Here is a 24,648-nt window from a genome sequence, read left to right as displayed (position 1 = left end):
CGTGGACAGCGAGAGCACGAGCGACGCCATCGGGAGCACGACGGAGCACGCGGCGCCGGGGAACGGCGCGGCGGGCAGCGGCGCGCCGGAGAACGGCGCGATCACCCTGGACCTCACGATCGAGCGCGATACCAGCACCCCGCTGTACCTGCAGCTCGCCGGCGGCATCGAGGACGCGATCCGCTCCGGCGTGCTGCCCCCGGGCAGCCGCCTCGAGAACGAGCTGGCACTCTCCAAGCGGCTGAAGCTGTCGCGGCCCACGGTGCGCCAGGGCATCCAGGAGCTCGTGGACAAGGGGATGCTGGTGCGCAAGCGCGGCGTCGGCACCCAGGTGGTGCAGGCGCCGGTGAACCGGCAGGTCGCGCTGACCTCGCTGTACGACGACCTGCGCACCGCCGGCAAGGCCCCGCGCACCGAGATCATCGAGTACCGCATCGGCCGGCCCTCCCCGGAGGCGCTGGACCGTCTGCAGCTCTCCCCGGGCGAGCAGGTGCTGGACCTGATCCGCGTCCGCTACGCCGACGGGGAGCCCCTCGCCGTCATGCGCAACACGATCCCCGAGCGGATCGCGCCCTCGCGCGAGGCGCTCGCCGCCTCCGGCCTGTACGCCTGCCTGCGCGAGCGCGGCATCACCACCGTCCTCGCCCATGAGCGGATCGGCGCGACCATCGCCGACGAGGAGCACGCCGAGCTGCTCGAGGAGGAGATCGGCGCGCCGCTGCTGACCATGGAACGCAAGTCCTTCGCGAACGACGGCAGCGTGGTCGAGTTCGGGTACCACGTCTACCGCGCCTCGCGGTACTCCTTCGAGGTCACGCTGGTCGATTCCTGAGCACGGCCACCGGGCGGCGGCGGCTACCGGCACCGACCGCCGCCGCCGCCCCGCCACCGCCGCCGGCTGGGCCAGGAATGCGCCGTTCCGAACCACTTCGGGCGCGAAAGTGGTTCAGAACGGCGCATTTCTCGTTTGTGCGCGGGCGCGGGGTGGGGGAGCGCGACGGAAGCCCCATGTGCGGACGTGCGGACAGTCGAAGATGCTGTCGACTCGAGGCGCATGCCCCCCATGCGCTCGGCCACCAATTCGCCTACGACGGCATAACGCCAGGTAGTACGCCCATTACAAGTTACCCCTGCGAAGCACTACCACGTGCTAGTAGCACGTGGTAGTTTGTGCGGACATCGCGACCCTGGGATATGCACATCGTGGTCTGGGTCGCCGATGCCATCACGGACGAAGGAGTCACGATGTCGCACGGATCTCTCACGCCGGCACCTGCCGGCCCTGCTCACCTCCCGCCCCTCACCCCGGGGCCCTACCGCAGCCGACTGGGCAAGGTCGCACTCGTCGCCACCCTCGGCGGGCTGCTGTTCGGCTACGACACCAGCGTCATCAACGGCGCCGGCGGCTTCATGTCGGAGGACCTCGGCCTGGACGCCCTGGGGCTCGGCATCGCCGTCAGCTCGCTGCTGTTCGCCGCGGCCGTCGGCGCTCTCACCGGCGGCCGCGTCTCCGACGCCATCGGCCGCAAGCGCACCATCCTCGCGATGGCGCTGATGTTCCTGGTCGGCGTCGTGATCGTGGTCAGCGCGCCGGGCCTCGGCGCGGTGGTCGTCGGCCGCATCGTGCTCGGGCTCGCCGTGGGCACCGCCTCCGTGGTGGTGCCCGTCTACCTCGCCGAGCTCGCCCCCTACGAGATCCGCGGCTCCCTCGCGGGGCGCAACGAGATGATGATCGTGACGGGTCAGCTCGCCGCCATCGTCGTCAACGCGATCATCGGCAACCTGTGGGGCGAGCAGTTCGTCGGCATCTGGCGCGTGATGTTCGTGTTCGCCGGCATCCCGGCGGTGCTGCTGCTCCTGGGCATGGCGCGTCTGCCGGAGTCGCCCCGCTGGCTGATCGCCAAGGGCCGTGCGGACCAGGCGCTCACGATCCTGGAGACCCTGCGCCCCGAGGGGCGGGCCGTCCCCGAGCTCGCCGACATCTCCTGCAGCCAGGAGGCCGAGGCCCGCCGCAGCACCATGAGCCTGGCCGAGATCTTCTCGAACAAGAACCTCGTGAAGATCGTGCTGATCGGCTGCGGACTCGCGTTCTTCCAGCAGACCACCGGCATCAACTCGATCCTCTACTACGGCGAGAAGGTGCTGCACGAGTCCGGCTTCACCCACGGCGGCGCCCTGATCGCCAATATCGCCCCGGCCGCGATCTCCGTGCTCGCGGCGATCGTCGCCCTGCAGATGATGGACCGCTTCAGCCGGCGCAAGACCTTCCTGTGGGGCTACGGCCTGGTGGCCCTCTTCCACCTGCTCATCGGCCTCGCCGCGGTCACGATCCCCGAGAACCCCGACAGCCTTCTGAAGCCCTTCGTGCTGCTGGCCCTGATCACCCTCTTCGTCGGCGCAATGCAGCTGTGCCTGAACGTCGCCACCTGGGTGACGCTCTCGGAGATCTTCCCCCAGCGGATGCGGGCCTTCGGCATGGGCGTCTCCGTGTTCGTGCTGTGGATGACGAACTCCTTCCTGGGACTGTTCTTCCCGAAGATCATCGAGGTCCTGGGGCTGTCGGGATCTTTCTTCGCCTTCGCGGTCCTGAACGTCATCGCCTTCGGCTTCGTGATGAAGTGGGTGCCCGAGACGCGCGGACGCACCCTCGAGCAGCTCGAGGAGGACGTCACCACCGGCGAGATCTACCTGCCGCAGACCACGTCCTGACAGGCGGGCAGCAGTCCACGAGCGGCCGCCGACGGTCCCGGTGCACGGGGCCGTCGGCGGCTCTCCGTCGCCGGCCCCGGCTCTCCCACCGACGCCTCGTCGGGCGCGACCCCCATGGGACAATGCCCGGGTGACGAGCACCAGCACCCCGGACGGACGCGACAGCCCCGAGGGTGCGTCGGCTCCGGTCCGTCCTGCGCGGCGCCCGACGATGCAGGACGTCGCCGATCGGGTGGGCATGTCCCGTCCGCTGGTCTCGATCGTGCTGCGCGGGGCGCCCGGCGCCTCGGAGGAGTCCCGCCGACGGGTCCTCGCCGCGGCCCGCGAGATCGGCTACCACCCCGACGACTCCGCCCGCATGCTCCGCCGACGCCGCAGCCGGATGATCGGGCTGATGTTCACGATGCGCCAGCCCTTCGAGGTCGAGCTGGTCGACGCCCTCTACGCCGCGGCGGCGGAGCGCGGCTACCGGCTCGCACTGAGCCACATCGGCCCCGGCCGCACCCAGCGCACCGCGATGGACGAGCTGCTCGGGCAGCGGATCGAGGCGTTCATCGCCACCGCCGCCGACGACGGGGCCGGCACCATCTCGGACCTCCCCACCACCGTGCCGGTCGTACTCCTTGCCGGTCCCGGCGCGGCCGAGGGCGAGGATGCCGAGGTGCTGGACGAGGTGCGGGTCGAGAACACGACCGGGGTCAGCGCGGCCGTGCGGCACCTGGTCGAACTCGGCCACGAGGACATCGTCTTCGTCGGCCCCGCCGACGGCCCGAACCCCGCCGAGCGTCGCGCCGGCTACGAGACCGCGATGACGGCGGCGGGGCTCGGCGACCGGATCCGCTCCCTCGAAAGCCCCCTCGACGAGATCGGCGGGCATGCGGCCGCGAGCGCGCTGCTCGCCGAGCCGCAGCGCCCCACCGCAGTGCTGTGCGCGAACGACCGCTGCGCCTTCGGCCTCGCCGAGACCCTGCTGCGAGCCGGGCTCGACATACCGGGGGACGTCTCCGTGGTCGGCTTCGACGACAGCGCGGTCGCGCGCCTGCCATTCCTCGACCTCACCACGCTGCGCCCCGACCCCCTGGAGATGGCGAGGCTCGCGATCAAGGCCGCGGACCGCCGCATCGCCGATCCCCGCCGCCCCCCGGAGCACCCGCGAGTCCCGGTCGAGCTCGTGGTGCGCTCGAGCACCGGGCCGGCACCCGTGCGCGGCTGAGCCGGCCGACGCGATCGGTCACAGGACGGGGACGGCGCTCCAGGAGACCGGGTCGAGGTCGAGCGGAGCCGAGCGCCCGGTCAGCCGCACCCGGCGCGGAAGGGCCGAGAGGTTCGCGAGCAGGAGAGCGTCGCCGTCACCGATCGCCCAGATCAGGTCGTCGACGGAATAGCCGGTGACCAGGGCGTCCGCGCGGTCGTGATGCGGCGCGCCGGGCGCGCTGCGGCCGAGCGCCGCAAGCGGTTCGGGCAGCTGCTCGTAGGTCAGCGAGACGACCCCTGGGACCGCGAGGGCCGCCGCGCTTGCGACCGTCCACGCCTCGTGCAGCGCGGTGCCGGCGCGGGGATCGGCAGGCGGGGCCGGTGCGGGCACCGGCTGCGGGCGGGTCGCGACGTTCGCGAAGCGCGGGCGCAAGGTGATCGGGCCGACGTGCACGGGCTGCTCGGGGACGCGCGTCGTGAGCTGCTCGGCGAGCAGGCGCTGCATGGCGACCGCCTCGATCAGCTGCTCGGACTCCAGGGTGTGGAAAAGCGGCGTGGTCGCGAAGGCGAGCGCCTCCGGCTCGGCGGCGAGCACGGTCTCCCACTCGCGGTTCAGCTCCGTGAAGTGCGAGCGGGCCCCGGCGACCAGGGGGACGCCCTCCGGGGCGATCTTCCGCAGCGCCGCGGCGAGCTCCGGGGTGGTGGCGTGCCGGACCGCATCGGCGATGCCGAGGAAGCGGAAAGAGGTGCCGTCGCGCACCGCCGCGGTCAGGCGGCTCCCGAGCTCGGCGAGCACGGCCGGATCGGCGGGGGAGGGGGCGACGACCCAGAGCGCGAGCTCATCGCGGGCGGTGAGCGCAGCGTCGAGGCGCTGCGGCCAATCCGGATCGGCGAGCTCGAGGTCCAGATGGCCGGTGCCGATCACGGGCACCGCGCCGCCGCGCCGCCAGGTCAGCTCCTCGGCCTCGGGACCGGTGCTGGCCCGGTCTCCGGGCACGGTGCGATCGGCGAGGACGGGACGCCCGTCCGACGCCTCCGTCGACCGGTCGGCAGCTTGCGCGGGGGCCGCGCCCGCCGCCTCATCACCGCTCGTGGGCGTCGGGGCACCCGTGGTCAGCACGAGCTGCTGCCGCACACGATCCCCGGCGGCCACCGTGTACGGGAACGGCAGGTCGAGCGGTCGGGAGTACGTCTTGTACGAGGCGTCGGTCCAGTTGCGCTGGTCCTCCATCTCGAACACGTCGCCGTCGAGGTCCAGGCGCAGCGGGAGGCCGCCGGCCTCCCAGGCGAGGCCGGCGATGTCCTTCGCCGGCTGGTGCGGGCTGACCTGCACGGGGAAGGTGAGCTCGTAGATGCTCCCGTCCGGGTGCGCGACCTGCAGGGGCGTGCCCGCGAGCTGCGGCGGGTGGAGCACCACGAGCCCGATGCGGTTCGTCGAGGAGTCGGTGACCGCCTCGAGGTCGAGATCGACGACGAGGCGGTCGCCGTCGGCCGTGACGTCCACCGAGCTCGGCCAGGCGGTCGCCCAGTCGTCGTCGCGGGCGACCGCGCGCACGGCACGCAGCACCACGCGGCCGTCGCAGCGGATGTCCGCCAGCTCGTCGCCGCGCACCTCGAGCGACCAACGGCCGGACGTCCAAGGCCTCCTCGTAGGGGACGCGACCGCGGAGGAGGCGCCCTCCGCGGAGCGTCCAGCGGCTGACGCGGCGGGGGCGGGAGCGCCGTCGGCGGCGCTCACAGCGAGGTCATGCCGCCGTCGACCCGGAACAGCGCGCCGGTGGCGAAGGCGGCGTCGTCGCTCGCGAGGAACACCATGATCCCCTCGACGTCGGCCGGCGTGCCGGGGCGGCCCATCGGGATCCGGCCGACGATCGCGGCGCGCTCGGCCGGGTCGTCGGAGATCGTCGTGACCAGCGGGGTCTCGGTGTAGCCGGGGACCACGGCGTTCACGCGGATCCCGTCCGCCGCATAGGCGGCGGCGACGGTGCGGGCGAGTCCGTGGATCCCGGCCTTCGTGGTCGCGTAGGAGGTGAAGTCGTTGCCCTCCCCGGTCAGTCCCGTCGGGGAGCCGGTGAGGATGATCGAGCCGCCGCCGGTGGTGAGCATCGAGCGGACTGCGTGCTTCACGGTGAGCATGGTGCCGGTGAGGTTCACGTCCACGGTCCGCTGCCAGACGGCGAGGTCGAGGTCGGCGATCTTCGCGTCCTGACCGAACAGCTGCACGCCGGCGTTCGCGACCACCACGTCCGGACTCCAGCCAGCCTCCGCGAGCTCGGCGAATCCGGCCTCGACCGCGGGCTCCGAGGAGATGTCGATGGCGAGGGGGCGGTGGAGGCGCAGGGGCTGCGGCGTCGTGGGGAGCGGAGTGCGCTCGCCACCGCATCGACCTCCAGACCCCTCCCGCCCGTCGGCCCGCGGTCGTACGCTTCCCCCGAGCCCCCGCACCGGCGCGGGACCGCACCGGAGAGGATCCGTCATGACCGAGAACTCCGCACAGGGCGGCACCGCAGGCAGCACCGACGGCGACACCGCGCAGGGCCAGGACTGGTCGAAGGGCCGCCCCGTCCACTTCGAGATCCAGGCCGCCGATCCGCAGCGCGCCGTCGAGTTCTACACGAGCGTGTTCGGATGGACGACCGAGGACTGGTCCGGCTTCGCGGGCATGCCGTACTTCGGCGTCACCACCGGCACCGGCCCCGGCATCGACGGCGCGATCCTCGGACGCCCGGGCGGGGAGAACGCCGAGGTGGGCGGCCCGGTCATGGGCGCCACCCTGACCATGGGCGTCGCCGACTTCGACGAGGTCGCCGAGCGGATCACCGCCGCGGGCGGCACGGTCGCGCTGCCGAAGTACGCGCTGCCCGGCATGGCCTGGCAGGGCTACTTCCACGACACCGAGAACAACGTCTTCGGCATCCACCAGCCCGACCCCGAGGCGAAGTGAGGCGCTGATCCGTGGCGCTCAGCGGCCGAACAGGTCGCCGATCCCCAGGTCGGAGAGTTGGTCGCCGAAGCCGGTGAGCTGCTCGCCGAGATCGGTGATGCCGCCGCCGAGCCCGTCGGCCGCCCCGTCCAGGTTCTCGACGCCGGCGAGATCGCCCAGCCCTTCGGCGTCCATCCCCTCGAACCCCTCGGTGAAGCCCGCGAGCTGGTCGGAGAGGTCGGGGGCGAGGGCGTCGACGTCGATCCCGTCGCCGATCGCGGCCTCGAGCAGCGAGCCGCCGACGGAACTGAGCACCGCGCCGCCCGCGACCACGGCGAGCAGACCGCCCGCCGCTGCGCCCGCCGCTCCGAGGCCGACGGCTCCGGCGCCGAGCGCGGCCTTCCCGATCGCGCCGGAACGGCCGCTCCCGGCGCTGCCGCCGGAACGACTCAGCAGCCGCGTGAGCCGCCGCGGATCCAGCACCCCGAGACGGGTCGCGGAGCGGGCCAGGTCCTGAGGGGCATCGGAGCGCGGCCGCTCGCCCTCGGGCAGCTCGCTGCGCATCGACGAGCTCAGCTGCTCCCGCTGGGCCGGGGTGAGGCGCTCGAACGCCTCGCGGTGCACGCGCTCGAGCTGGTCCGGCTCCGCGGTGCGCACCAGGTAGTCGTAGCGGGCGATCGCCCGACGATCCTCCGCGGAGAGCTCCGCCGCCGCGGCGCCGCCCCCTCCGCTCCGGCCGGCGGGCCCGCTCGCGCCGGCGTGCGGCGAACTGTCCCCGGCCACCGACGGCATGGACGTCGTCGGGATGCCCACGCCCGCCCGCCGCGAGGAGCTCCCGTCCCGCTGATCACGGCGGGGGCTGTCGTCCCAGCGCGACGAGGAGCCGTGCGCGGAGCGCTGCGAGGAGTCGTCCCCGGTGAGGGCACCGGCGGCGCCGCGCACGAGGGAGCGCCAGTCCGAGCCCCCTCCCGTGCGGGAGCGGCCCGAGCCCTGCTGGTCCAGGGCCTTCTGGGCGGTGCCGATCAGGCGGCGGAACGTGCTCATGAGGGTCCTTCCGGTGGGACGCGCCCGGGGCTCCGGGCAGGGGACGAGAGTGACGGCGCCGCCTCCGCGCCGGCCGGGATGTCCCTGGATCGCGCCTGGGAGCGGAAGCGCTCCGCCGACGGCGCTCCGCGGGTGGCCAGGTCCCGCTCGTCGAGGCGCCCTCGCCCTGACCTCGTCGTGCCGGGGCGTCAGGCGCCGCCGCAGGTCCGCAGGTCCGCCGCAGCGGGGGCAGGGATCTCCGGATCGAAGGGGATCATCGGCCGGTCGATCCGGGTGTGACCCAGCCGCTGCAGGTCTTGGTCCACGCCGCTCGGTGACGACCAGGTCGGCCCGGTCCGGGATGCATCGGCGAAGGAGGCCGACGGGTCGGCGCCGGGGCCGCCGGACCGGATCCTGTTGGCGGTGCGCTCGCCGCGGCCCCTGGGCGGGGCCGCGTCGTAGTGCTCAGCCCAGCAGCAGCCGCAGCCCGGTCCACAGCGACAGCGCTGCGCCGATGAAGCCCAGCACGATCACGAGCCGGTGGATGCCGAGCTCCCCGAGCTTCCTCTGCAGCGCCTCGCCGAGACCGACCGCGAGGACGAGGGAGCCCAGCATCGCCGCCCACACCCAGACGGGCATCTCCGGCAGCTGACCGTCGTCCCAGGCCAGCTTGCTGCCGAAGGACACGAACGAGACCAGGATCCACAGCGGCTGCAGCGTGGCGACCATCGGCAGGGCCGGCCACCGCGAGAGGACCGCGTACACGGTCGCGGCCGGTCCGCCGACCCCGCCGAGCACCGTGCCCAGACCGATCCCGACCCCGGTGCCGATCTGCACCGGGACGCCGTCGACGGTGGTGTGCACGCGGGCGAGGAGCACCGAGATCACCAGGCTCAGCAGCACCAGCGTGGAGACCACCAGGTACAGCGGCGCGGGCGGGGAGATGGAGGACAGCCAGGCGGCGAAGGGCATCACCGCGATCGCCGGCAGTCCCAGCCGCAGCACCTTGCCCCACTCGATCTGCGACCAGATCCGCGGCAGCATCACCACCGGCACGAGCCCGCCGAGCAGGTTCGCGAGCATGATCCCCTCGTGCGCACCGATCAGCACCACCGCATAGGGCGCGAAGACGATGCCGAGCCCCATCCCGGCCACACGCTGGATGATCGCGCAGACCAGCACCAGGGCGATCAGGCTCAGGGACAGGGTGAGGGACACGTCGCCACCGTATCGAGCAGGCCGGTCGGGCGGTCAGCAGCCCGCGGTGCGAGGGGGGCAGCAGAAAGGGGACCCCAGCGGCACGCGCTGGAGCTGAGCTCCGCGGCGTGCCGCTGGAGTCCCCTTTGTGCAGGCGCGACCCGTGGCCGGTGCGACGAGCTGTCATTCCTGGCACGTGCGATGGACGGGCGGTAGGTTCAGGAGGAGGGGCAGGCCTTGCTCAGCCCCGCCCGAACAGCGCCGCGATCTGCGGGTGTCCGGCCTCGTACCCCTCGAGCAGCCTCCGGCCGAGCTCGGGCGAGCTGACCAGCGGATGCGTGGCGAAGCCCTGCCAGGCCGCCTCGCGGGAGCCGGTCGTCGCGGCCTCGAGGATCTTCCGCTCGGCGGCGCGGAGGGTCGACATCATCCCGAGCCTCCCCAGCTCCACCGGCGCGATCGGCAGGGGATGCACCCCCTCGCCGTCGACCTCGCACAGCACCTCGAGCACGCAGTCCGCAGGCAGCTCGGGCACGATCCGCTCGCTCGCGGGAGCGTCCTCGCGGCCGGCGGCGATGTTGCCGACGTCCAGGATCATCCGCTCGGGACGGCCGGTGGCGAGAGCGGTCATCAGCCGCATGGCGACCTCCTGGTAGCCGCCGCCGGCGACGTCCTCCTCGCGACGCTCCTCGTCGCGGGACTCGGCCATGTAGGTCGCCTCCCGCTCGTGGAGCGTCTCGCGCCAGAGGTCCAGCGGGGAGGTGCAGCAGGCCTCGGCGGCGCGCGCCTCCGGCCTCCGCCCGTCGGCCTCTGCGGCGGCGAGGTAGAAGTCGCCCTGCTGCTTGGCGAGGAACTCCCCTCGCGTGGTCGCGGCGCCGGTGATCCGCTCGATCGCGTCGTCGGTGTGCAGGTAGTAGAAGAGGTACTCGTTGGGCAGCGCGCCATCGGCCCGCACCCAGTCCTCGCCGATCAGCCGCGCCTCCTCGATCTCCTCGAGCGCCGCGTCGTCGGCGAGCAGCCCGGGGAGGCGCTCGGTCCCCTCCAGCCGCACCGAGCGCAGCCAGCCGAGGTGGTTCAGGCCCACGTAGTCGACCTCCGCGCCGCGCTCGCCGGCGACGAGGTCCGCGCCCAGCAGCCGGCCGACGCGACGCACCAGCCCGATCGGGGTGTCGCAGATGCCGACGACGCGGTCGCCGAGCACGGAGCGCATCGCCTCGGTGACGATCCCGGCGGGATTGGTGAAGTTGATGGTCCACGCCGTCGGCGCGAGCTCGGCGATGGTCCGCGCGATCTCGAGGGCCACGGGGATCGTGCGCAGCGCATAGGCGAGTCCGCCCGGGCCGATCGTCTCCTGGCCCAGCAGGCCGAGGCCGAGCGCGACCCGCTCGTCGATCGTGCGGGCCTCCGCCCCGCCCACGCGCACGGCGCTGAACACGAAGTCCGCGCCGGTCACGGCCTCGCGCAGGTCGGTGGTGGCGAGCAGGCGGGGGAGGGCGACGGCTCGTCCCTCGGCGGCCAGGCGCGCGCCCTGCTCCTCGATGACGGCGCTGATGGTCGCCAGACGCTCCGGGTCGACGTCGTGCAGCGCGATCTCGTCGACGGTGAGGCCGGTGGCGGCGGTGGCGACCGCCTCGTGGACGAGGGGGACGCGGAACCCTCCGCCTCCCAGGATGGTGAGCTTCATGGCAGCAGGACCTCCACGGCCTCCCCCTCGGGGAGGTCGATCTCGATGGGCAGGGGGCGGTCGGTGAGCAGGGCGGTGAAGCGCGGCAGGCGGGTGACCTCGAGGAAGCCGGAGCCGGGGAACTTCTCGTGGTCGGCCAGCAGGTAGGAGCAGGTCGCGACCTCGAGCAGGCCCCGCTTGACGGGGACCTCGCTGGGGGTGGAGTCGAGCACCGCGCCGTCGGCCCGCACCCCGGCGGTGCCGAGGAAGGCGCGGTCCACGCGCAGCTGGCGCAGCGCCGATTCGGTGAGGGTGCCGACGAGGGAGTCGTAGTTGGGGCGCAGCAGCCCGCCGAGCACGACGATGTCGATCGCGGGGGCGCTCGCGAGCGCCCGCACCACGGCGAGGGAGGCGGTGACCACGGTGAGGGAGCGCTCGGCCAGCAGCGGGCACATCGCGGCGACGGTGGTGCCGATGTCCAGCGCGATCACCTCGCCGTCGCGGATCTGGGTGCAGGCGAGCGCCGCGATCGACTGCTTCGCGGCGGGGGCGGAGGCGGCGACGTCCGCGAAGGAGCGCGGATCGGCCTCGGGGCGCACCGAGCCGCGCGGATCGGTGGCGCCGCCGCGGACCCGTCGGACCAGGCCCTGCTCGGCGAGCGCGTCGAGGTCCCGACGGATCGTCGCCTCGGAGACCTTCAGGTCAGCGCTGAGAGCGGCGACGGTCGCCGCACCGCCGCGACGGATCGCCGACACGATCGCCCGGTGGCGCTCCTCGCTCAGCATGGCGATACCGTAGCACCGAGCACGCAACTTCACGCAGCTTCGAACAGGAACGTGCAGTCCCGCGCAGATCATGCCATCATGGTGCCGTGCACCACACCCGGGTGCTCGCACGGGCGGACGCGACGGAGCGGCACCGCCGACCCTTCAGGAGGACACCATGCGACGACGTCATTTCCTCGGGACCAGCGCAGCGCTCGGCGGCCTGGGGCTCCTCGCGGCCTGCGCCCCCGGCTCGGACGGCGGCGGCGGGGACGCCTCCGACGGCGGCGGCCCGGCGGCCGGCGAGGTCGAGACCGACATCGCCTCCCTCGGGGACGTGACCCTCACGGTCTGGGACCAGGAGGTCCGCGGCGCGCAGAACGACGCGATCGAAGCCCTGATCACCGCGTTCCAGGAGAAGTACCCCAACGTCACCGTGGACCGGCAGAGCCAGTCCTTCGACGACCTCCAGCAGCAGACGGGCCTGGCCCTGTCCGGCAACGACGTGCCCGACGTGCTCCAGGTCAACAACGCCCGCGGCGACATGGGCGCCTACGTCGCCGACCAGCTGCTCACCGACCTCACCGGCTACGCCGAGGCCTACGGCTGGGAGGACCGCTTCAGCGACAGCGTGCTGGCGAAGATGCGCTACTCGGCCGACGGGGTCACCTTCGGCGAGGGCGCCCTCTACGGCCTCGCCCAGACCGGCGAGATCTGCGGCATCTACTACTCACAGACGAAGCTCGACGAGCTCGGCCTCGAGGCCCCCACCACCTGGGACGAGCTCTTCGCCCTGGTCGACGCCGCGAAGGAGGCCGGGGAGCAGCCGATCGTGCTCGGCAACCTCGACCAGTGGCCGGCCCTGCACGTCTTCGGCCCGCTGCAGGCCAACTTCGTGCCCGCCGAGGAGATCGTCACCCTCGGCATGGGCAACGCCGGCGCCGACTGGACCAGCGAGCAGAACGTCGCCGCCCTCACCCAGCTCGCCGAATGGGGCACCTCCGGCGCGATGGGCGAGGCCCCCAACGGCCTCGCCTACGACGACGCCTGGCCGCTGTACACCAAGGGCACCGGCGTGCTCCTCATCGGCGGCTCCTGGCTCGCCCCCGACATGGAGGCCGTGATGGGCGAGGACCTGCGCTTCATGGCCCCGCCGCCCGGGGCCGACGGCGCGGTCGCCACCACCGGCGGCACCGGCATCCCCTTCTCGATCCCCGCCGCCGCCGAGAACAAGGACGTCGCCGCCGCGTACATCGACTTCCTCACCAGCGACGAGGCGATGCAGCTCATCGCCGACAACGGCGGCATGCCCGTGAACCGCACCGCCGAGCTCGCCCCCGAGTCCGGGGTGAACAAGGACGTCTACGAGGCCTTCGACGCGGTCTCCACCGACGGCACCCTGCTGCCCTATCTCGACTACGCCACCCCGTCCTTCGCCGACACCGCCGGGGCCGCCCTGCAGGAGGTGATCGGCGGGCAGACCGAGCCCGCGGCCGCCGCCGACGCGCTGCAGGAGGACTACACCGCGTTCACCGAGGGGTCCTGACCACATGGCGTCAGCTCACGGGAGCACGGCCCGGGCAGGTGGAGGGGCCGACGGGTCGGGTGCGCGCGCGTCGGCCGGCGGGACGGCGGCGCGCGCGTCGGCCGGTGGGGCGCCCGCCCGTCCGTCGGCCGGCGGGACGCGGGTGGCACGACGTGGCACATATGCCACGTCGCGCCGTCCGCGTCCCTCGGCCGTGGCCCGCTCGTGGGTCACGCCGCTGCTGTTCCTGCTGCCTGCCTTCGCGGTCTACGCCGCGTTCGCGCTGTACCCGCTGGGCCGCGCCGCGCAGTTCTCCCTCTTCGAGTGGCGCGGCTTCGGAGCGTCCACCTTCGTGGGCCTCCAGAACTACGTCGACCTCGCCGGGGACGCCGCCTTCCGCGCCGCGATCGGGAACGCCCTGGTCCTGATCGTGTTCTACGCGGTGATCCCGCTGGTCGTCGGCCTCGTGCTCGCCGCGATCCTGCGCCGCGGCCAGGTGCGCGGGATGGGCTTCTTCCGCACCGTGATCTTCCTGCCGCAGGTGATCGCGCTGGTCGTCGTCGCGGTCGCCTGGCGACAGATCTACTCGCCCGTCGGCCCGCTGAACCAGATCCTCGAGGCCGTCGGCCTCGGAGGCCTCACCCGCGGCTGGCTCGGCGACCCGGGCACCGCGCTCGCGTCCGTCGGCTTCATCGGCACCTGGGTCGAGATGGGGCTGGTGATGCTGCTGATGCTGTCCGGGATGAGCCGCATCCCCGCCGAGCTGTTCGAGGCGGCGCGGCTGGACGGCGCCGGCCCCGTGAAGGAGTTCTTCGCGATCACCCTGCCCGCGGTGCGCGGCGAGATCACCGTCGCGCTCGTGCTGACCATCATCGCGGCGCTGAAGACCTTCGACCTCGTCTACATGACCACCTCCGGCGGCCCCGGCAACTCCACCACCGTGCCCAGCTACGAGGTGTACTTCCGCGCCTTCGACCTGCGCGAGGTCGGCTCCGCGAGCGCCGTCGCGATCGTGCTGACACTGCTGATCTTCGCGATCAACGTAGGCGTCACCCGCATCGGGGAGCGTGAGTCATGAGGGTCTCCCGCGGCGAGGTCGTGATGAACTACGTCCTCCTGATCGCCTTCGCGCTGTTCGCGCTCGCGCCCGTGCTGACGATCCTGATCGGCTCCGTCTCGGCGCCGCTGGGGGAGCCGGCCGGCTTCTACCCCGGCAACTACCTCGAGGCGTGGACGGTGGGCGGCTTCGGCAGCTCGCTCGGGAACTCCGTCGTGGTCGCCGCGATCGTGGTGGGCCTGGCGACCGTGCTCTCGATCGGCTCCGGCTACGCGCTGGGCACCATGCGCTTCCCCGGCGCGACGGTGCTCTTCTACCTGTTCCTGCTGGGCATGATGATCCCCGCCGAGGCGACGATCATCCCGCTGTTCTTCGACCTGCGCACCCTGGGCCTGACCGACACCTATCTCGCGATCGCCCTGCCGCAGGTCGCCCAGTCCATCGCCTTCGGCACCTTCTGGCTGCGGGCGCAGTTCCGCTCGATGCCGACGAGCCTGCTCGAGGCCGCCGCGCTCGACGGCGCAGGCCCCCTGCGCGCCCTGCGCAGCATCCTCGTGCCCGCCTCCCGGCCCGCGATCGTGACGCTGGTGGTGCTGGTGTTCATGTGGACGTGGAACGAGTTCCTCATCGCCCTGATCATGACCCCGAGCGGCAGCCGACGCACCGCCCCGCTGGGCCTGGCGACCTTCCAGGGCCAGTACACCTCCGAGACCGCGCTGCTCGCCGCGGCCGCCGTGATCATCGCCCTGCCCACCGTGATCCTGTTCCTGTTCCTCCAGCGCCACTTCATCCGCGGGATGCTCGAAGGAGTCGCCAAGTGATGACCGACCGCCCTGACGCCCTGACCGATGGGCCCGCCGCCGACGGAGCGACCGCCGACCGCATCGCCCCCGCCGCCGACGGGCCCGCCGTCGGCCGTGCCGCCCGTGACGCGGCCGCCTCGCACGCCCCGGGCGCCGCGACCCCGGCCCCGCCCGAGGCCGCCGAGCGGCAGGACTGGGACCCGCTGGCCTCGCTGCGCGCCCCGTCGGCCCCGCCGCTGGACGTGCTGCTCTCCGGCACCGTGTTCTTCGACATCGTCTTCACCGGCATGGACCGCCTGCCCCAGCCCGGCGAGGAGCTGTGGTCCAAGGGGATGGGCTCGAGCCCCGGCGGGATCGCGAACCTCGCCACCGCCGCCGCCCGGCTCGGCCTGCGCACCGGTCTGGTCGCCGGCTTCGGCGACGACGCCTACGGCGACTGGATGTGGCAGACCCTCTCCGATGAGGAGGGCATCGACCTCAGCGCCTCGCGGCAGTTCGACGACTTCCACTCGGCGCTGACCGTCTCGGTCGCCGCGCACGGCGACCGGGCGATGGTCACCCACGGCCACGACCTGCCCGAGCCGATCTCCACCCTCATCGCCCGCGCCCCCGCCGCCCGCGCCGCCGTCGTGGACCTCGCCGGGGACACCTCCTGGTGGGCGGGGATCGCCCGCGGCGGCGCGCTGATCTTCGCCGACATCGGCTTCGACGCGACCGGGAAGTGGGACCCCGCCGACCTCGACCCGCTCGCCCACTGCCACGCCTTCACCCCCAATGTCGTCGAGGCCACCGCCTACACCCGCACCGACAGCCCCGGCCGTGCCGTGCGAGCGCTGGCCGAGAAGGTGCCGCTCGCGGTGGTGACCGACGGGGCCGACGGCGCCTACGCGATCGACTCCTCCACCGGCGAGGAGGCGTTCTGCCCCGCCGTGCCCGTCCGCGCCATCGACACCACCGGCGCCGGGGACGTCTTCGCCGCCGGGCTCGTGCTGGGCACCCTGGCGGAGTGGCCGCTCGAGCAGCGGCTGCGCTTCGCCTCCCTGTGCTCGGCGCTGGCCGTGCAGCAGTTCGGCGGCTCCCTCGCGGCGCCCGGCTGGGGCGATATCACCGACTGGTGGCGCCAGCTCAGCGACGCCTCCGCCGACGGCGACCTCCGCGCCGCCTACACCCGCGGCGGCTACGAGTTCCTCGACGGCATCGTCCCCGACCACCCCGTCCTCGGCCGACGCCGTGCCCAGGGCACCTTCGCGCTCCGCTCCGACGCCGGCCGGCACTGACGCCGGCCGGTTCCGTACGACCCCGACCCATCCACCGGTGCATCGACGCACCGCCGCACGAGAGAAGTCAGGAACCATGTCGCACCGTCCCCTCCCCGCCCGCCCCGCCTCTGCCGCACCCGCCGCCGTCCCCGCAGCCTTTGCGGCCGGGACCCCCGTCGGCCGCGATCGCGTCGGCCCCACCGCCGCGCCCGAGGCCCCCGCCCCGCGCGGACTCTCCCGCCGTCGCCTCCTGCAGGGCTCGGCCGTGCTCGGCCTCGCCGCCGGGGCCACCGCCCTGGACCTCAGCGGGCTGCCGCCGATGGAGCGCGCCCTCGCCGACGGCGGCGTCGACCTCGACATCCTCTACATCGGCGCCCACCCCGACGACGAGGCCTGGACGCTGGCCGCCTTCGGGCAGTGGAACGAGTACGAGAACCAGACGGCCGGGGTCATCACCATCACCCGCGGCGAGGGCGGCGGGAACGCCGTCGGCCTCGAGGAGGGCCCGGCGCTGGGTCTGATCCGCGAGGGCGAGGAGCGCACCGCCGTCGGCTTCGCCGGGATCGAGCACGTCTTCAACCTCGACGCGGTCGACTTCTTCTACACCCTCTCCGCCCCGCTCAGCCACGAGGTGTGGGGCGGACGGGACGTGCTCAGCCGCGTGATCCGCGTCGTGCGCGCGACCCGGCCGGACGTGATCGTGACGATGAACCCCTCGGCCGTGCAGGGCAACCACGGCAACCACCAGCAGGCCGCGATGTTCGCCGTCGAGGCGTACCTCCTCGCCGGTCGCGAGGACGTCTTCCCCGAGCACTTCGACGAGGGCCTGAAGCCCTTCGCCCCGAAGCGTCTGCTGCGCTCCGGCTCCGACGGGCAGGCGCCGACCGGGCCCGACGCCGTCGCGACCGGGTTCACGCCGCTGGTGGCGAGCGACGTGGTGTTCGGGGCATGGAACGGCACCGAGTCCGAGACGCACGGCAAGCGCTGGTCGGCTGTGCGTGACGACTCGATCCACGCCTACCGCACCCAGGGCTGGCACGTCTTCCCGCCCACCACCACGGACCCCGCGAAGATCCCCGCCGCCTGGTTCACCCTGATCGACTCCCGCACCCCTTTCCCGGACCCGACCAGCGGCGACACCGCGGCGCTCGGCGGAGCGAGCCTCCCGGTCGAGGGCGGGCTGCCGCTCGGCACCACGCTCGAGCTGCGCAGCGAGCAGTTCGCCGTCCAGACCGGCGGCAGCGTCGAGGTCCAGGTGGAGATCGGCTCCCCGGGCAGCGCCCTGCCCGGCGTGCAGATCGAGCTCGAGGTCCCGGACGGATGGGACGCCGGGCGCCGACAGGTCCTCGGCACGATCCCCGCGAAGCAGTCCCGCACCGCGACCTTCACCGTCGAGGTGCCGGAGAGCGCGACCCCCGGCGAGCACGTGCTGCTGCGCGCCCGCGTCACCTCCCGCAAGGGCACCGGCGAGAACGTGCTCCCGCTGCGCACCGCGGGCGTGGTCGAGGCCGGGATCGCCGACCGCGCCGAGATCGCCGCCTTCCTCGAGTGGACCGAGGAGCTCGGCATGCAGCGCCTCGACGCGCTCGTGCCCACCCGGCGCTCGCTCGGCCAGGGCCGCGCCGAGGAGTTCGAGATCGTGGTGCGCAACCGCTCCGAGCAGGTCCAGGACGCGGAGGTCACCCTCACCCTGCCCGACGGCTTCACGGCCGAGCCCGCCCAGCTGCTGGTGGAGCAGGTACCCGCGCTCGGCGAGTCGACGGCCACGGTGCGGATCGAGAACACCGACCCCTCGCTGCCGACGGCGAACCGCGCCCCGGACGGCGGCGTCTACGCCGTCACGGTCACCGCGTCGGCCGGAGGCGTCGCCGCCGCGACCCCGCAGGGCCTCCACCTCGTGCCGCGGCTGGTCGCCTCCCGCAGCGAGGGCGTCGAGGTCGACGCGGTGCGCGGCACCGGGGAGTACCCCGGCGAGCCGATCGACATCGGCACCCTGTGGGAGGGGTCGGAGGTCACCCCCGAGGACGCCTCCGGCTCCACCTGGGTCACCTACGACGACCAGGCGCTGCACGTGTTCGTGCAGGTCACCGACGACGTGCTCGGCACGCTGCTGCCGCCGGAGGACAACAAGCAGCGCTTCCGCACCGACTCGGTCGAGATCATGATCGACCCGCGCGGCACCTCCGACCACACCGCCACCACCTTCATCCTCGGGGCGCTGCCCGGCACGGACGACGGCGCGGGCGGCGTGGGCGGACCGGTCGCCGGACGCGACCACGACAACCGCCAGGGCCCGATCGAGGAGGTCGCGCCCTCGGTGCGGATCGCCGCCGAGATCTCCGAGCCCTACCAGGGCTACGTCCTCGAGACGACGATCCCCTTCGCGGAGCTGCCCGACGGCATCGACCCCACCCGCATGGGCTTCAACGTGGTCGTCTACGACTCCGACACCCAGGACCGCACCGGTCAGTCCCGCATCGGCTGGTCCACCTTCCCCGGCGTGCAGGCCGACCCCTTCCGCTGGGGCGTGCTCGAGCTGCCGGACCTCGAGGCCCAGCCGTCGGCGCCGGTCGAGCCCAGGATCCCGAACACCTCGGCCCGCTCCGTCGCCTCGCCGCAGTCGATCCTGCAGTCCGCGGCCGACGGGGTGGGGCTCGGCGGCTTCCCCTCGCTCGGCGCGGACGCGGTGCGGGTGGACAAGGCGACCCGCCGACGCCGCGAGATCAGCGCCGTGGTGCGGACCGCGGCGCCCGGCACCCGGCGCGTGTTCGTCTGGGACGGGGAGCGGACCGTCGGCGAGCTCGAGGCGACCGACGTCCGCTCCGCCCGCGAGGTCGTGACGATCCCGCTGGCCGGGGACGTGCCGGCCGACGCGACATTGACGATGGCCGTGTCGCTGGAGAACGAGGACGGCGCCGGAGCGGGCGCCGCGACGGTGCGCTGAGCGGGCGGCGGCTACTGCGCCGTCACCGCTCGCTCGAGCGCGGCGAGGGACTCCTCGAGGAAGCTCGGCGGGAACGGCGGCAGGCCGAGCTCCTTCCGGAGCGGGTCGGGCGCGGCGCTCCAGTCGTAGGTCAGCGTGACCTCGGTGCCCTCGCCCGCGCCGCCCGCGCCACCTGCCGGGGCGAGGTCGTAGCGCCAGGTCCAGCCGCCCGTGCCGAGCTCACCGTCCGGGCCGTACTGCCCCGGCTCCCACGCGATCGTCCGGTCCTGCTCGAAGGCGATCACGCGGTTGTGCATGTCGTAGCGGCCGTGGGCGTTCTCGTGGAACATCTCGATGCCGAACACCTGGCCGAGCTCCGTCAGCGGGGCGGGATCCTCCTCGAGGGAGCCGCGCACCCAGTCCGTCGGCTCGGTCTCGTGGTGCCGGGCCGGGTCCGCGAGCAGGGCGAACACCTGCTGCGGGGCGGCGGGGATCGTGCGGGAGACGACGTAGCGGCCGTCGGTCTCGGGCGTCGTGGAGCTCGAGGCGGTCATGAGCGGTCCTTCCGGGTGGTCCAGCGGGTGTAGGTGACGCCGGCGGCGAAGGCGTGGTGCTCGACGAGCTCGAGGCGCTCGCTGTGCCCGTCGGGGAAGAGGCGGCGCCCGCGCCCCTGCACGTACGGGTAGGTCCACAGGCAGTAGGCGTCCACGAGCCCGGCGGCGATGAGCGCGTGGCACAGCATGATCGAGCCGGTCAGGGAGATCTCTGCACCGTCGGTCTCCTTCAGCGCGCGCACCTGCTCGACGGGGTCGCCGGTGAGGATCGTGGAGTTCTGCCACGCGGGGTCCGTCATCGTGGAGCTGACCACGTACTTCTGCAGGGCGTTCAGCTCGTCGGAGACGCCGGTGGTGTCCTCGGTCTGCTCCGGCCAGAAGCCGCGGAAGTCCTCGAAGGTCTGCCGCCCCAGCAGGATCGCGTCGCAGGCGGCGCTGTCGCGGGCGACGATCCGGGCCTGGTCGGCGTCCTGGGCCATCGGGTCGAACCAGTCGTCGAGCATCTCGATGCTGCCGTCGGCGGTGATGTTCTGGGTGAGGATCAGGGGGCGCACGGGACCTCCTCCCGTCGGTGCCTCGGAGCGCCCACGCTAGCGGGGCGGGGAGGCGCAGGTGCGTCCGATCCTGCGCAGTCCGGGCCAGTCGCCACGGCCGGCAGAAAGGGGCTCCCAGCGGCACGCCGCGGAGCTCAGCTCCACGACGTGCCGCTCAGAGCCCCATTGTGCAGATCACCTGCCGCCGCAGGCTGATCCGGGAGACGCCGGCCGGTGCCGCCGCAGGTCGACTCCGGCCGTCCCGCCCGGTCAGCGGTCCTCGATCTCCAGCAGGCTCGCCGCGCTCTCGATCTCCTCGTGCTCGGGGCGCTCCTTCTGCATCCGCTCCATGTAGGGCCGCGCCCGCTCGACCTGCTGCTCCAGGTTCGTCACCGTGGTGAGGAAGTTCTGGTTGGCCTGGGTGCGGAAGGAGTCGATGCCGTCCATCGTGGTGAACAGGTTGTCGAAGGCCTTCTGCAGCGTCTCGGCGGAGACGCCGGAGTTCGCGGCCTGCTGCTGCACCTTCACCGAGTTGTCGGCGAGCATCTTCGAGGTGGAGGAGATGAGGTTGTCGGTGGTGGCGTTGACCGCGTCGATCTGGTCGAGCACGAGCTTCTGGTTCTCGAGCGCCTGCGCGGTGATCACGGCGGTGCGCAGCGCGGTGACGGTGGTGGTGCGAGCCCGCTCCACGCCCTGCTGGAGCTTGGTGTTGTTGTCCTCGATGACACCCATCGAGAGGTAGGCCTGCACGGTCACCGCGATCTGGGTGGCGACGTCCTGGCGGCGCTGGCGCACGGCGAAGAGCACGTCCCGCTCGAGCGCGTCGGCGTCGGCCTGCTTGCCGGAGGCGCGCATCTCCTCGGCCTTGCGCACGGCCCGATCATCCAGCAGCCCCAGCAGGTGGGAGGCCTTCTGGAGGGCGCCGAGGTCCTCCCAGAGGGCGCGGCGCTCCACGGCGAGCTCGGCGTTGTCGCGCTGGAGCCCCTCCTGGCCGCGGGAGAGCGCGCCGAGGACGTGGTCGAGCTGGTCCTGGTTCGACTCGAAGCTGCGGAAGTAGCGCTTGGCGCGGTTGCGGCCGGGCAGGAAGCCGAGCGCCTTGTCGGCGAAGGTCTCCTCCTTCGGCGCGAGCTCTTCCATGGTGGTGCGCAGCTCGGTGAGCGACTTCGCGACGTTCTCCTGGGCGCTGCCCTTCTTGTCCTTGGCGTCCCGCAGCGACTGCTCCATGAAGCGCGAGGAGGTCTGCGAGGTGCGCTCGAAGGTGCGCCGCGCGACCGCGCCGAGGGCGTTGACCTGCGCGGTGAACTCCTGGGAGTGGGGGTTCAGCTGGGAGACCTGGTCGACCCAGGCGTCGGCCCGCTGCTCGAGCTCCTGCTGCTGCTCGGCAGGGAGGTCGGGCAGGACGGAGACCGCGTCGTCGTCGCTGATCTCCTGGACCGGCTCGGCCGGGGTGATCTCCTGGGCGGGGGTGGGCGGCTGGAGCTTGTCCATCGGTGCCTCCTGGGCGGGTCGCGGGTGATGGCTCGTGGTCGATGCCGGCGGGGCCGGGCATCTCTCGGACGGATGGTCGGTGGGTGCGGGTTGGTCGGCGGTGGTGCGGAGGGGCGGCGGTGCGGCCGACGGGGCGGGTCAGACGTCGATGATCGGGTCCAGGTGCTGGTCGGCGAAGCGCTGGCGCAGGAACTCGGAGTGCACCTCGAGCGAATGGGAGACGCCGCCGACGAGATCGCTCTCGATCCGCTCGACGCCCTCGCCGAGCACGTCGAGCTGCCGGTCGATCGAGGCGAGGTTCGCCAGCGCCTCCTCGCGGGCGCTGCCGGCGAAGGTGCGCAGGAACCCGATGATGTCGGCGGCGGCGTCGACGAGGTCGGGGACGTAGCGGGTGGCGATGCCCTCCAGCATCGTCACCTCGCCCGCGGACGGTCGCATCTGCTGCAGCTGCTCCGCACCGACGAGCGCGTCGATCCTGGTCAGCAGCGAGTCGACGTCGTCCAGCACTTGAGTTGCCGGGGCCGCGGAGGTCTGAGGGCGCAGCTGCGCGACACGGTCGCGGGTGGAGGCATCGGCCTCGAGGATCCGCTCGAGCACTTCGCGGGTGCCGCCGGCGACGCTCGCGTCGATCACGGGACGCTCGGCGGATCCCGACCGGGGCCGGTTCACGGCCACGCCGACCCCGCCGAGGGCGACGGCTCCGACGCCGACCGCGGCGCCGAGGGCCAGCACGGACCCGCCGAGGCCGGTGCCGAGCACGACCAGCAGGGCCGCGAGACCGGCCAGCCCGCCGAGGACGACGGGCGCCCCGAGCCGCACCAGCCACGACGGGCGCACCGCGGACACCTCGCGGGAGGCGGGCCCGCGGACCGTGCCCTCGAGCGCCGTCTGCTTCGGGCCCCACAGGTCGCGCCGCTCCGCGGTCGCCTTCCACGGCAGGTCCTGAGCGCCGGGGGCGGCGGATGGCCCGTCGGCCGACGGGGTGGGCCGCTGGGCCGGAGGCTCGGGCTGGCGGGCCTGCGGGGGCGGCGAGTCGGGCGCGAAGGGGTCCGGGAACCGGCTGCTCCCGCTGCTCGGCTGCTCGGCCGAGGGTGTCTCTCCTGCGCTCACTGCGATTCGCTGTCCTCCCCGGGACGGTGACGAGGTCCGAGCGTCGGCCCGTGCAGGCGGGGGACCGCCTCGAGGGCCGTGCGCACGCCTCGTCCTGGGCGTGCTGGAAGGCTACCGCGAGCAGCTGGACCGCAAGTGGGCGCGGGCTGGATTCGGGGGATGGCCGGGGGAGGGCATGGGGAGTTCTCCCCAGGCAGTTCGCCCCATCGCGCATTTCCAGCACCCGTCATAGATTCCAGGCACTGGGTGCGGGACTCTCGGGGGAGAGGGATGGTGGCCCTCCGCGGGGGCGGAGGCCGGCGCCGGGCCCGTGGCCCAGCGGAGGCGGGAGACGGATCGGGGGATCCGCTCCCGCCTTCATGCCGTCCGCGCTGTGCAGGTCCTCGCACAGCGGCGCTGCCGCTCGGCGGCATCGTCGAGGGCGCCGCGCAGATGCTCGGGCAGGGAGGAGCCGCGGGAGGATCGGCCGCGTCGGTCTCGTCGGTCATGGGACCCTCGTCCGACGTCCACGGTGACCGTCGGCGGTCGACGGGGCGGGGTACGGCGTGGGGTGTGCGGGCAGGTGGGGCCGACTGAAGGCCCCGGGCTCCGGCGCAGTGCGGGGAGGGCGCAGGACGGGGCGACGAGCAGTGCGCCCGGGGCGGTGTGATCCCGCTGACGGGTGCTGGACAGCTCTTTCGCGCGCGCCCGCGAGGACCCTACCCTTGACCGGTGCGCCCAGGCGCACGATTCCCCCGACTGACCTGGCAGGACACGTCTTGCACCAGGCGCGTCCCACACACCGCTGAAGGAGGCCTCCGGCATGGATCCTCGCCCTGACATCCACCTCGGTCACGAGATGACCCCGACGACCCATACCGGGCCCATCCCGGCCGTGTCCGCGAGCGCGGACGCGGGGCAGCGAGACAGCTCCGCGCGCACCACCGCCGCCGTGATCGCGGCGCTCGTGCTCGCCTTCATCGGCATCGTGCTGATGGGGCTCTGAGAGGCAGGTCCCTCGCCGGGAACGGCACGGGAAGGATCCGCCGGCCCGCGGCGTTGCTCCCTCGCAGCCCGGGGTGTGAGGCCCGCGAGGCACGAGGAGAGGACCATCCCATGATCGACCTGGACCTGACCGGCAGGACGGCCTTCGTCAGCGGCTCCACGCAGGGCATCGGTCTTGCGATCGCGCAGCGGCTCGCGCTCGCCGGGGCGCGCGTGGCGGTCAACGGCCGCAGTGCACAGCGGGTGCAGAAGGCTCTCGAGGCCCTGGTCGGTGGCGGGGTCGACCCGTCGCGGCTGGTCGCGGCGCCCGGCGACGTCACCGCGGAGGACGGGCTCGCCGCCGCGCTCGAGGCCGCCGGCGAGGTGGACGTTCTGGTGAACAGCCTCGGCATCTTCGCCGCCGCGCCGGCGCTCGAGATCAGCGACGCCGAGTGGCAGCGCTACTGGGACGTGAACGTGATGGCCGCGGTGCGGCTGATCCGCGCGACCCTGCCGGGCATGAAGGAGCGCGGCTGGGGGAGGGTGCTGAACATCGCCAGCGACTCCGCGATCGTCACCCCGGCCGAGATGATCCACTACGGCGTCTCCAAGACGGCGCTGCTGGCCGTCTCCCGCGGCTTCGCGAAGGACGCCGCCGGCACCGGCGTCACCGTGAACTCCGTGATCGCCGGGCCCACGTACACCGAGGGCGTGCAGGACTTCGTCTACGAGCTGGTGGATCCGTCCCTGCCCTGGGAGGAGGCGGAGGCCGAGTTCATGCGCCTGCACCGTCCGCAGTCGCTGCTGCAGCGCCTGATCCGGCCCGAGGAGATCGCGAACATGGTCGTCTACCTCGCCTCGCCGCTCGCGTCGGCGACGACCGGCGGGGCGCTGCGCGTGGACGGCGGGTACACGGACGCGATCCTGCCGTGAACGACGGGCGGCGCATGGCGGAGGGTCCCG

The 24,648-nt window shown here is 73.2% G+C and carries 21 protein-coding genes; 11 read left to right on the top strand and 10 right to left on the bottom strand.

Annotated features, from left to right (window positions below; genetic code table 11):
• Positions 1-100: 100 nt before the first annotated feature.
• The 3 genes from L3K22_RS09975 (at position 101) to L3K22_RS09965 (ending at position 3,922) form a co-directional block, all read left to right on the top strand.
• Complete coding sequence (locus L3K22_RS09975) at positions 101-832, top strand: GntR family transcriptional regulator (RefSeq protein WP_263311280.1); 732 nt, start codon at positions 101-103, stop codon at positions 830-832.
• A gap of 413 nt (positions 833-1,245) precedes the next feature.
• Positions 1,246-2,709 (top strand): sugar porter family MFS transporter, encoded by a 1,464-nt coding sequence (locus tag L3K22_RS09970; RefSeq protein WP_263311256.1) that lies wholly within the window; start codon positions 1,246-1,248, stop codon positions 2,707-2,709.
• Between the two features lie 130 nt (positions 2,710-2,839).
• Positions 2,840-3,922 carry a LacI family DNA-binding transcriptional regulator gene (locus L3K22_RS09965; protein ID WP_263311255.1) on the top strand — a complete coding sequence of 361 codons (1,083 nt, stop codon included), beginning with the start codon at positions 2,840-2,842 and terminating at the stop codon, positions 3,920-3,922.
• An 18-nt stretch (positions 3,923-3,940) separates the two neighbouring features.
• Here the strand turns inward: L3K22_RS09965 and L3K22_RS09960 are convergent, their stop codons facing one another.
• The gene (locus tag L3K22_RS09960) at positions 3,941-5,641 is read right to left on the bottom strand and encodes a D-apionate lactonase family protein (protein WP_505661137.1); all 1,701 of its coding nucleotides are present in this window, start codon (positions 5,639-5,641) and stop codon (positions 3,941-3,943) included.
• Positions 5,638-6,381 carry an SDR family NAD(P)-dependent oxidoreductase gene (locus tag L3K22_RS09955; RefSeq protein ID WP_263311253.1) on the bottom strand — a complete coding sequence of 248 codons (744 nt, stop codon included), beginning with the start codon at positions 6,379-6,381 and terminating at the stop codon, positions 5,638-5,640. The genes L3K22_RS09960 and L3K22_RS09955 overlap by 4 nt, the downstream gene beginning before the upstream one ends.
• Here L3K22_RS09955 and L3K22_RS09950 point away from each other — a divergent pair.
• Positions 6,380-6,847, top strand: coding sequence for a VOC family protein (locus L3K22_RS09950; RefSeq protein WP_263311252.1), 468 nt, complete (start codon positions 6,380-6,382; stop codon positions 6,845-6,847). The two genes, L3K22_RS09955 and L3K22_RS09950, sit on opposite strands and share 2 nt — an antisense overlap.
• A gap of 18 nt (positions 6,848-6,865) precedes the next feature.
• On the opposite strand, the gene L3K22_RS09945 is transcribed toward L3K22_RS09950, so the two are convergent.
• From L3K22_RS09945 to L3K22_RS09930, 4 genes are all read right to left on the bottom strand, one after another.
• Positions 6,866-7,870, bottom strand: coding sequence for a hypothetical protein (locus tag L3K22_RS09945; protein WP_263311251.1), 1,005 nt, complete (start codon positions 7,868-7,870; stop codon positions 6,866-6,868).
• A 444-nt stretch (positions 7,871-8,314) separates the two neighbouring features.
• Positions 8,315-9,067 (bottom strand): TSUP family transporter, encoded by a 753-nt coding sequence (locus L3K22_RS09940; RefSeq protein ID WP_263311250.1) that lies wholly within the window; start codon positions 9,065-9,067, stop codon positions 8,315-8,317.
• Between the two features lie 220 nt (positions 9,068-9,287).
• Positions 9,288-10,727: a family 4 glycosyl hydrolase gene (locus tag L3K22_RS09935; protein ID WP_263311249.1), complete on the bottom strand. Its 1,440-nt coding sequence runs from the start codon at positions 10,725-10,727 to the stop codon at positions 9,288-9,290.
• Positions 10,724-11,491 (bottom strand): DeoR/GlpR family DNA-binding transcription regulator, encoded by a 768-nt coding sequence (locus L3K22_RS09930; protein ID WP_263311248.1) that lies wholly within the window; start codon positions 11,489-11,491, stop codon positions 10,724-10,726. Before L3K22_RS09930 ends, L3K22_RS09935 begins: the two co-directional genes overlap by 4 nt.
• A 157-nt stretch (positions 11,492-11,648) precedes the next feature.
• On the opposite strand from L3K22_RS09930, the gene L3K22_RS09925 reads away from it, so the two are divergent.
• From L3K22_RS09925 to L3K22_RS09905, 5 genes are all read left to right on the top strand, one after another.
• Complete coding sequence (locus L3K22_RS09925; RefSeq protein ID WP_263311247.1) at positions 11,649-13,016, top strand: ABC transporter substrate-binding protein; 1,368 nt, start codon at positions 11,649-11,651, stop codon at positions 13,014-13,016.
• A 193-nt stretch (positions 13,017-13,209) separates the two neighbouring features.
• On the top strand, positions 13,210-14,073 hold the full coding sequence (locus tag L3K22_RS09920; RefSeq protein WP_263311246.1) for a carbohydrate ABC transporter permease: 864 nt from the start codon (positions 13,210-13,212) through the stop codon (positions 14,071-14,073).
• Entirely contained in the window at positions 14,070-14,873 is an 804-nt protein-coding gene (locus L3K22_RS09915) for a carbohydrate ABC transporter permease (RefSeq protein ID WP_053918393.1), read from the top strand. The genes L3K22_RS09920 and L3K22_RS09915 overlap by 4 nt, the downstream gene beginning before the upstream one ends.
• Positions 14,873-16,132 (top strand): carbohydrate kinase family protein, encoded by a 1,260-nt coding sequence (locus L3K22_RS09910; protein ID WP_263311245.1) that lies wholly within the window; start codon positions 14,873-14,875, stop codon positions 16,130-16,132. Before L3K22_RS09915 ends, L3K22_RS09910 begins: the two co-directional genes overlap by 1 nt.
• A 76-nt stretch (positions 16,133-16,208) precedes the next feature.
• Entirely contained in the window at positions 16,209-19,058 is a 2,850-nt protein-coding gene (locus L3K22_RS09905) for a sugar-binding protein (protein ID WP_263311244.1), read from the top strand.
• Between the two features lie 11 nt (positions 19,059-19,069).
• On the opposite strand, the gene L3K22_RS09900 is transcribed toward L3K22_RS09905, so the two are convergent.
• The 4 genes from L3K22_RS09900 to L3K22_RS09885 form a co-directional block, all read right to left on the bottom strand.
• Positions 19,070-19,591, bottom strand: a complete 522-nt coding sequence (locus L3K22_RS09900; RefSeq protein WP_263311243.1) for an SRPBCC family protein — start codon at positions 19,589-19,591, stop codon at positions 19,070-19,072.
• Complete coding sequence (locus L3K22_RS09895) at positions 19,588-20,145, bottom strand: dihydrofolate reductase family protein (RefSeq protein ID WP_263311242.1); 558 nt, start codon at positions 20,143-20,145, stop codon at positions 19,588-19,590. The genes L3K22_RS09900 and L3K22_RS09895 overlap by 4 nt, the downstream gene beginning before the upstream one ends.
• 249 nt (positions 20,146-20,394) lie before the next feature.
• Positions 20,395-21,612, bottom strand: coding sequence for a toxic anion resistance protein (locus L3K22_RS09890; RefSeq protein ID WP_263311241.1), 1,218 nt, complete (start codon positions 21,610-21,612; stop codon positions 20,395-20,397).
• A gap of 138 nt (positions 21,613-21,750) precedes the next feature.
• Positions 21,751-22,722 carry a hypothetical protein gene (locus L3K22_RS09885; protein ID WP_263311240.1) on the bottom strand — a complete coding sequence of 324 codons (972 nt, stop codon included), beginning with the start codon at positions 22,720-22,722 and terminating at the stop codon, positions 21,751-21,753.
• A gap of 802 nt (positions 22,723-23,524) precedes the next feature.
• Between L3K22_RS09885 and L3K22_RS09880 the strand changes: the two genes are divergently transcribed.
• Both L3K22_RS09880 and L3K22_RS09875 read left to right on the top strand, forming a co-directional pair.
• Positions 23,525-23,707, top strand: a complete 183-nt coding sequence (locus tag L3K22_RS09880; protein ID WP_010551926.1) for a hypothetical protein — start codon at positions 23,525-23,527, stop codon at positions 23,705-23,707.
• 113 nt (positions 23,708-23,820) lie between these two features.
• A complete protein-coding gene (locus tag L3K22_RS09875; RefSeq protein WP_263311279.1) occupies positions 23,821-24,618 on the top strand; it encodes an SDR family NAD(P)-dependent oxidoreductase in 798 nt (265 codons plus the stop codon).
• Positions 24,619-24,648: the final 30 nt, after the last annotated feature.

This window comes from Brachybacterium atlanticum (assembly GCF_025669985.1).
GTDB lineage: Bacteria > Actinomycetota > Actinomycetes > Actinomycetales > Dermabacteraceae > Brachybacterium > Brachybacterium conglomeratum.
This window is presented reverse-complemented; position numbering and strand designations above follow the sequence as displayed.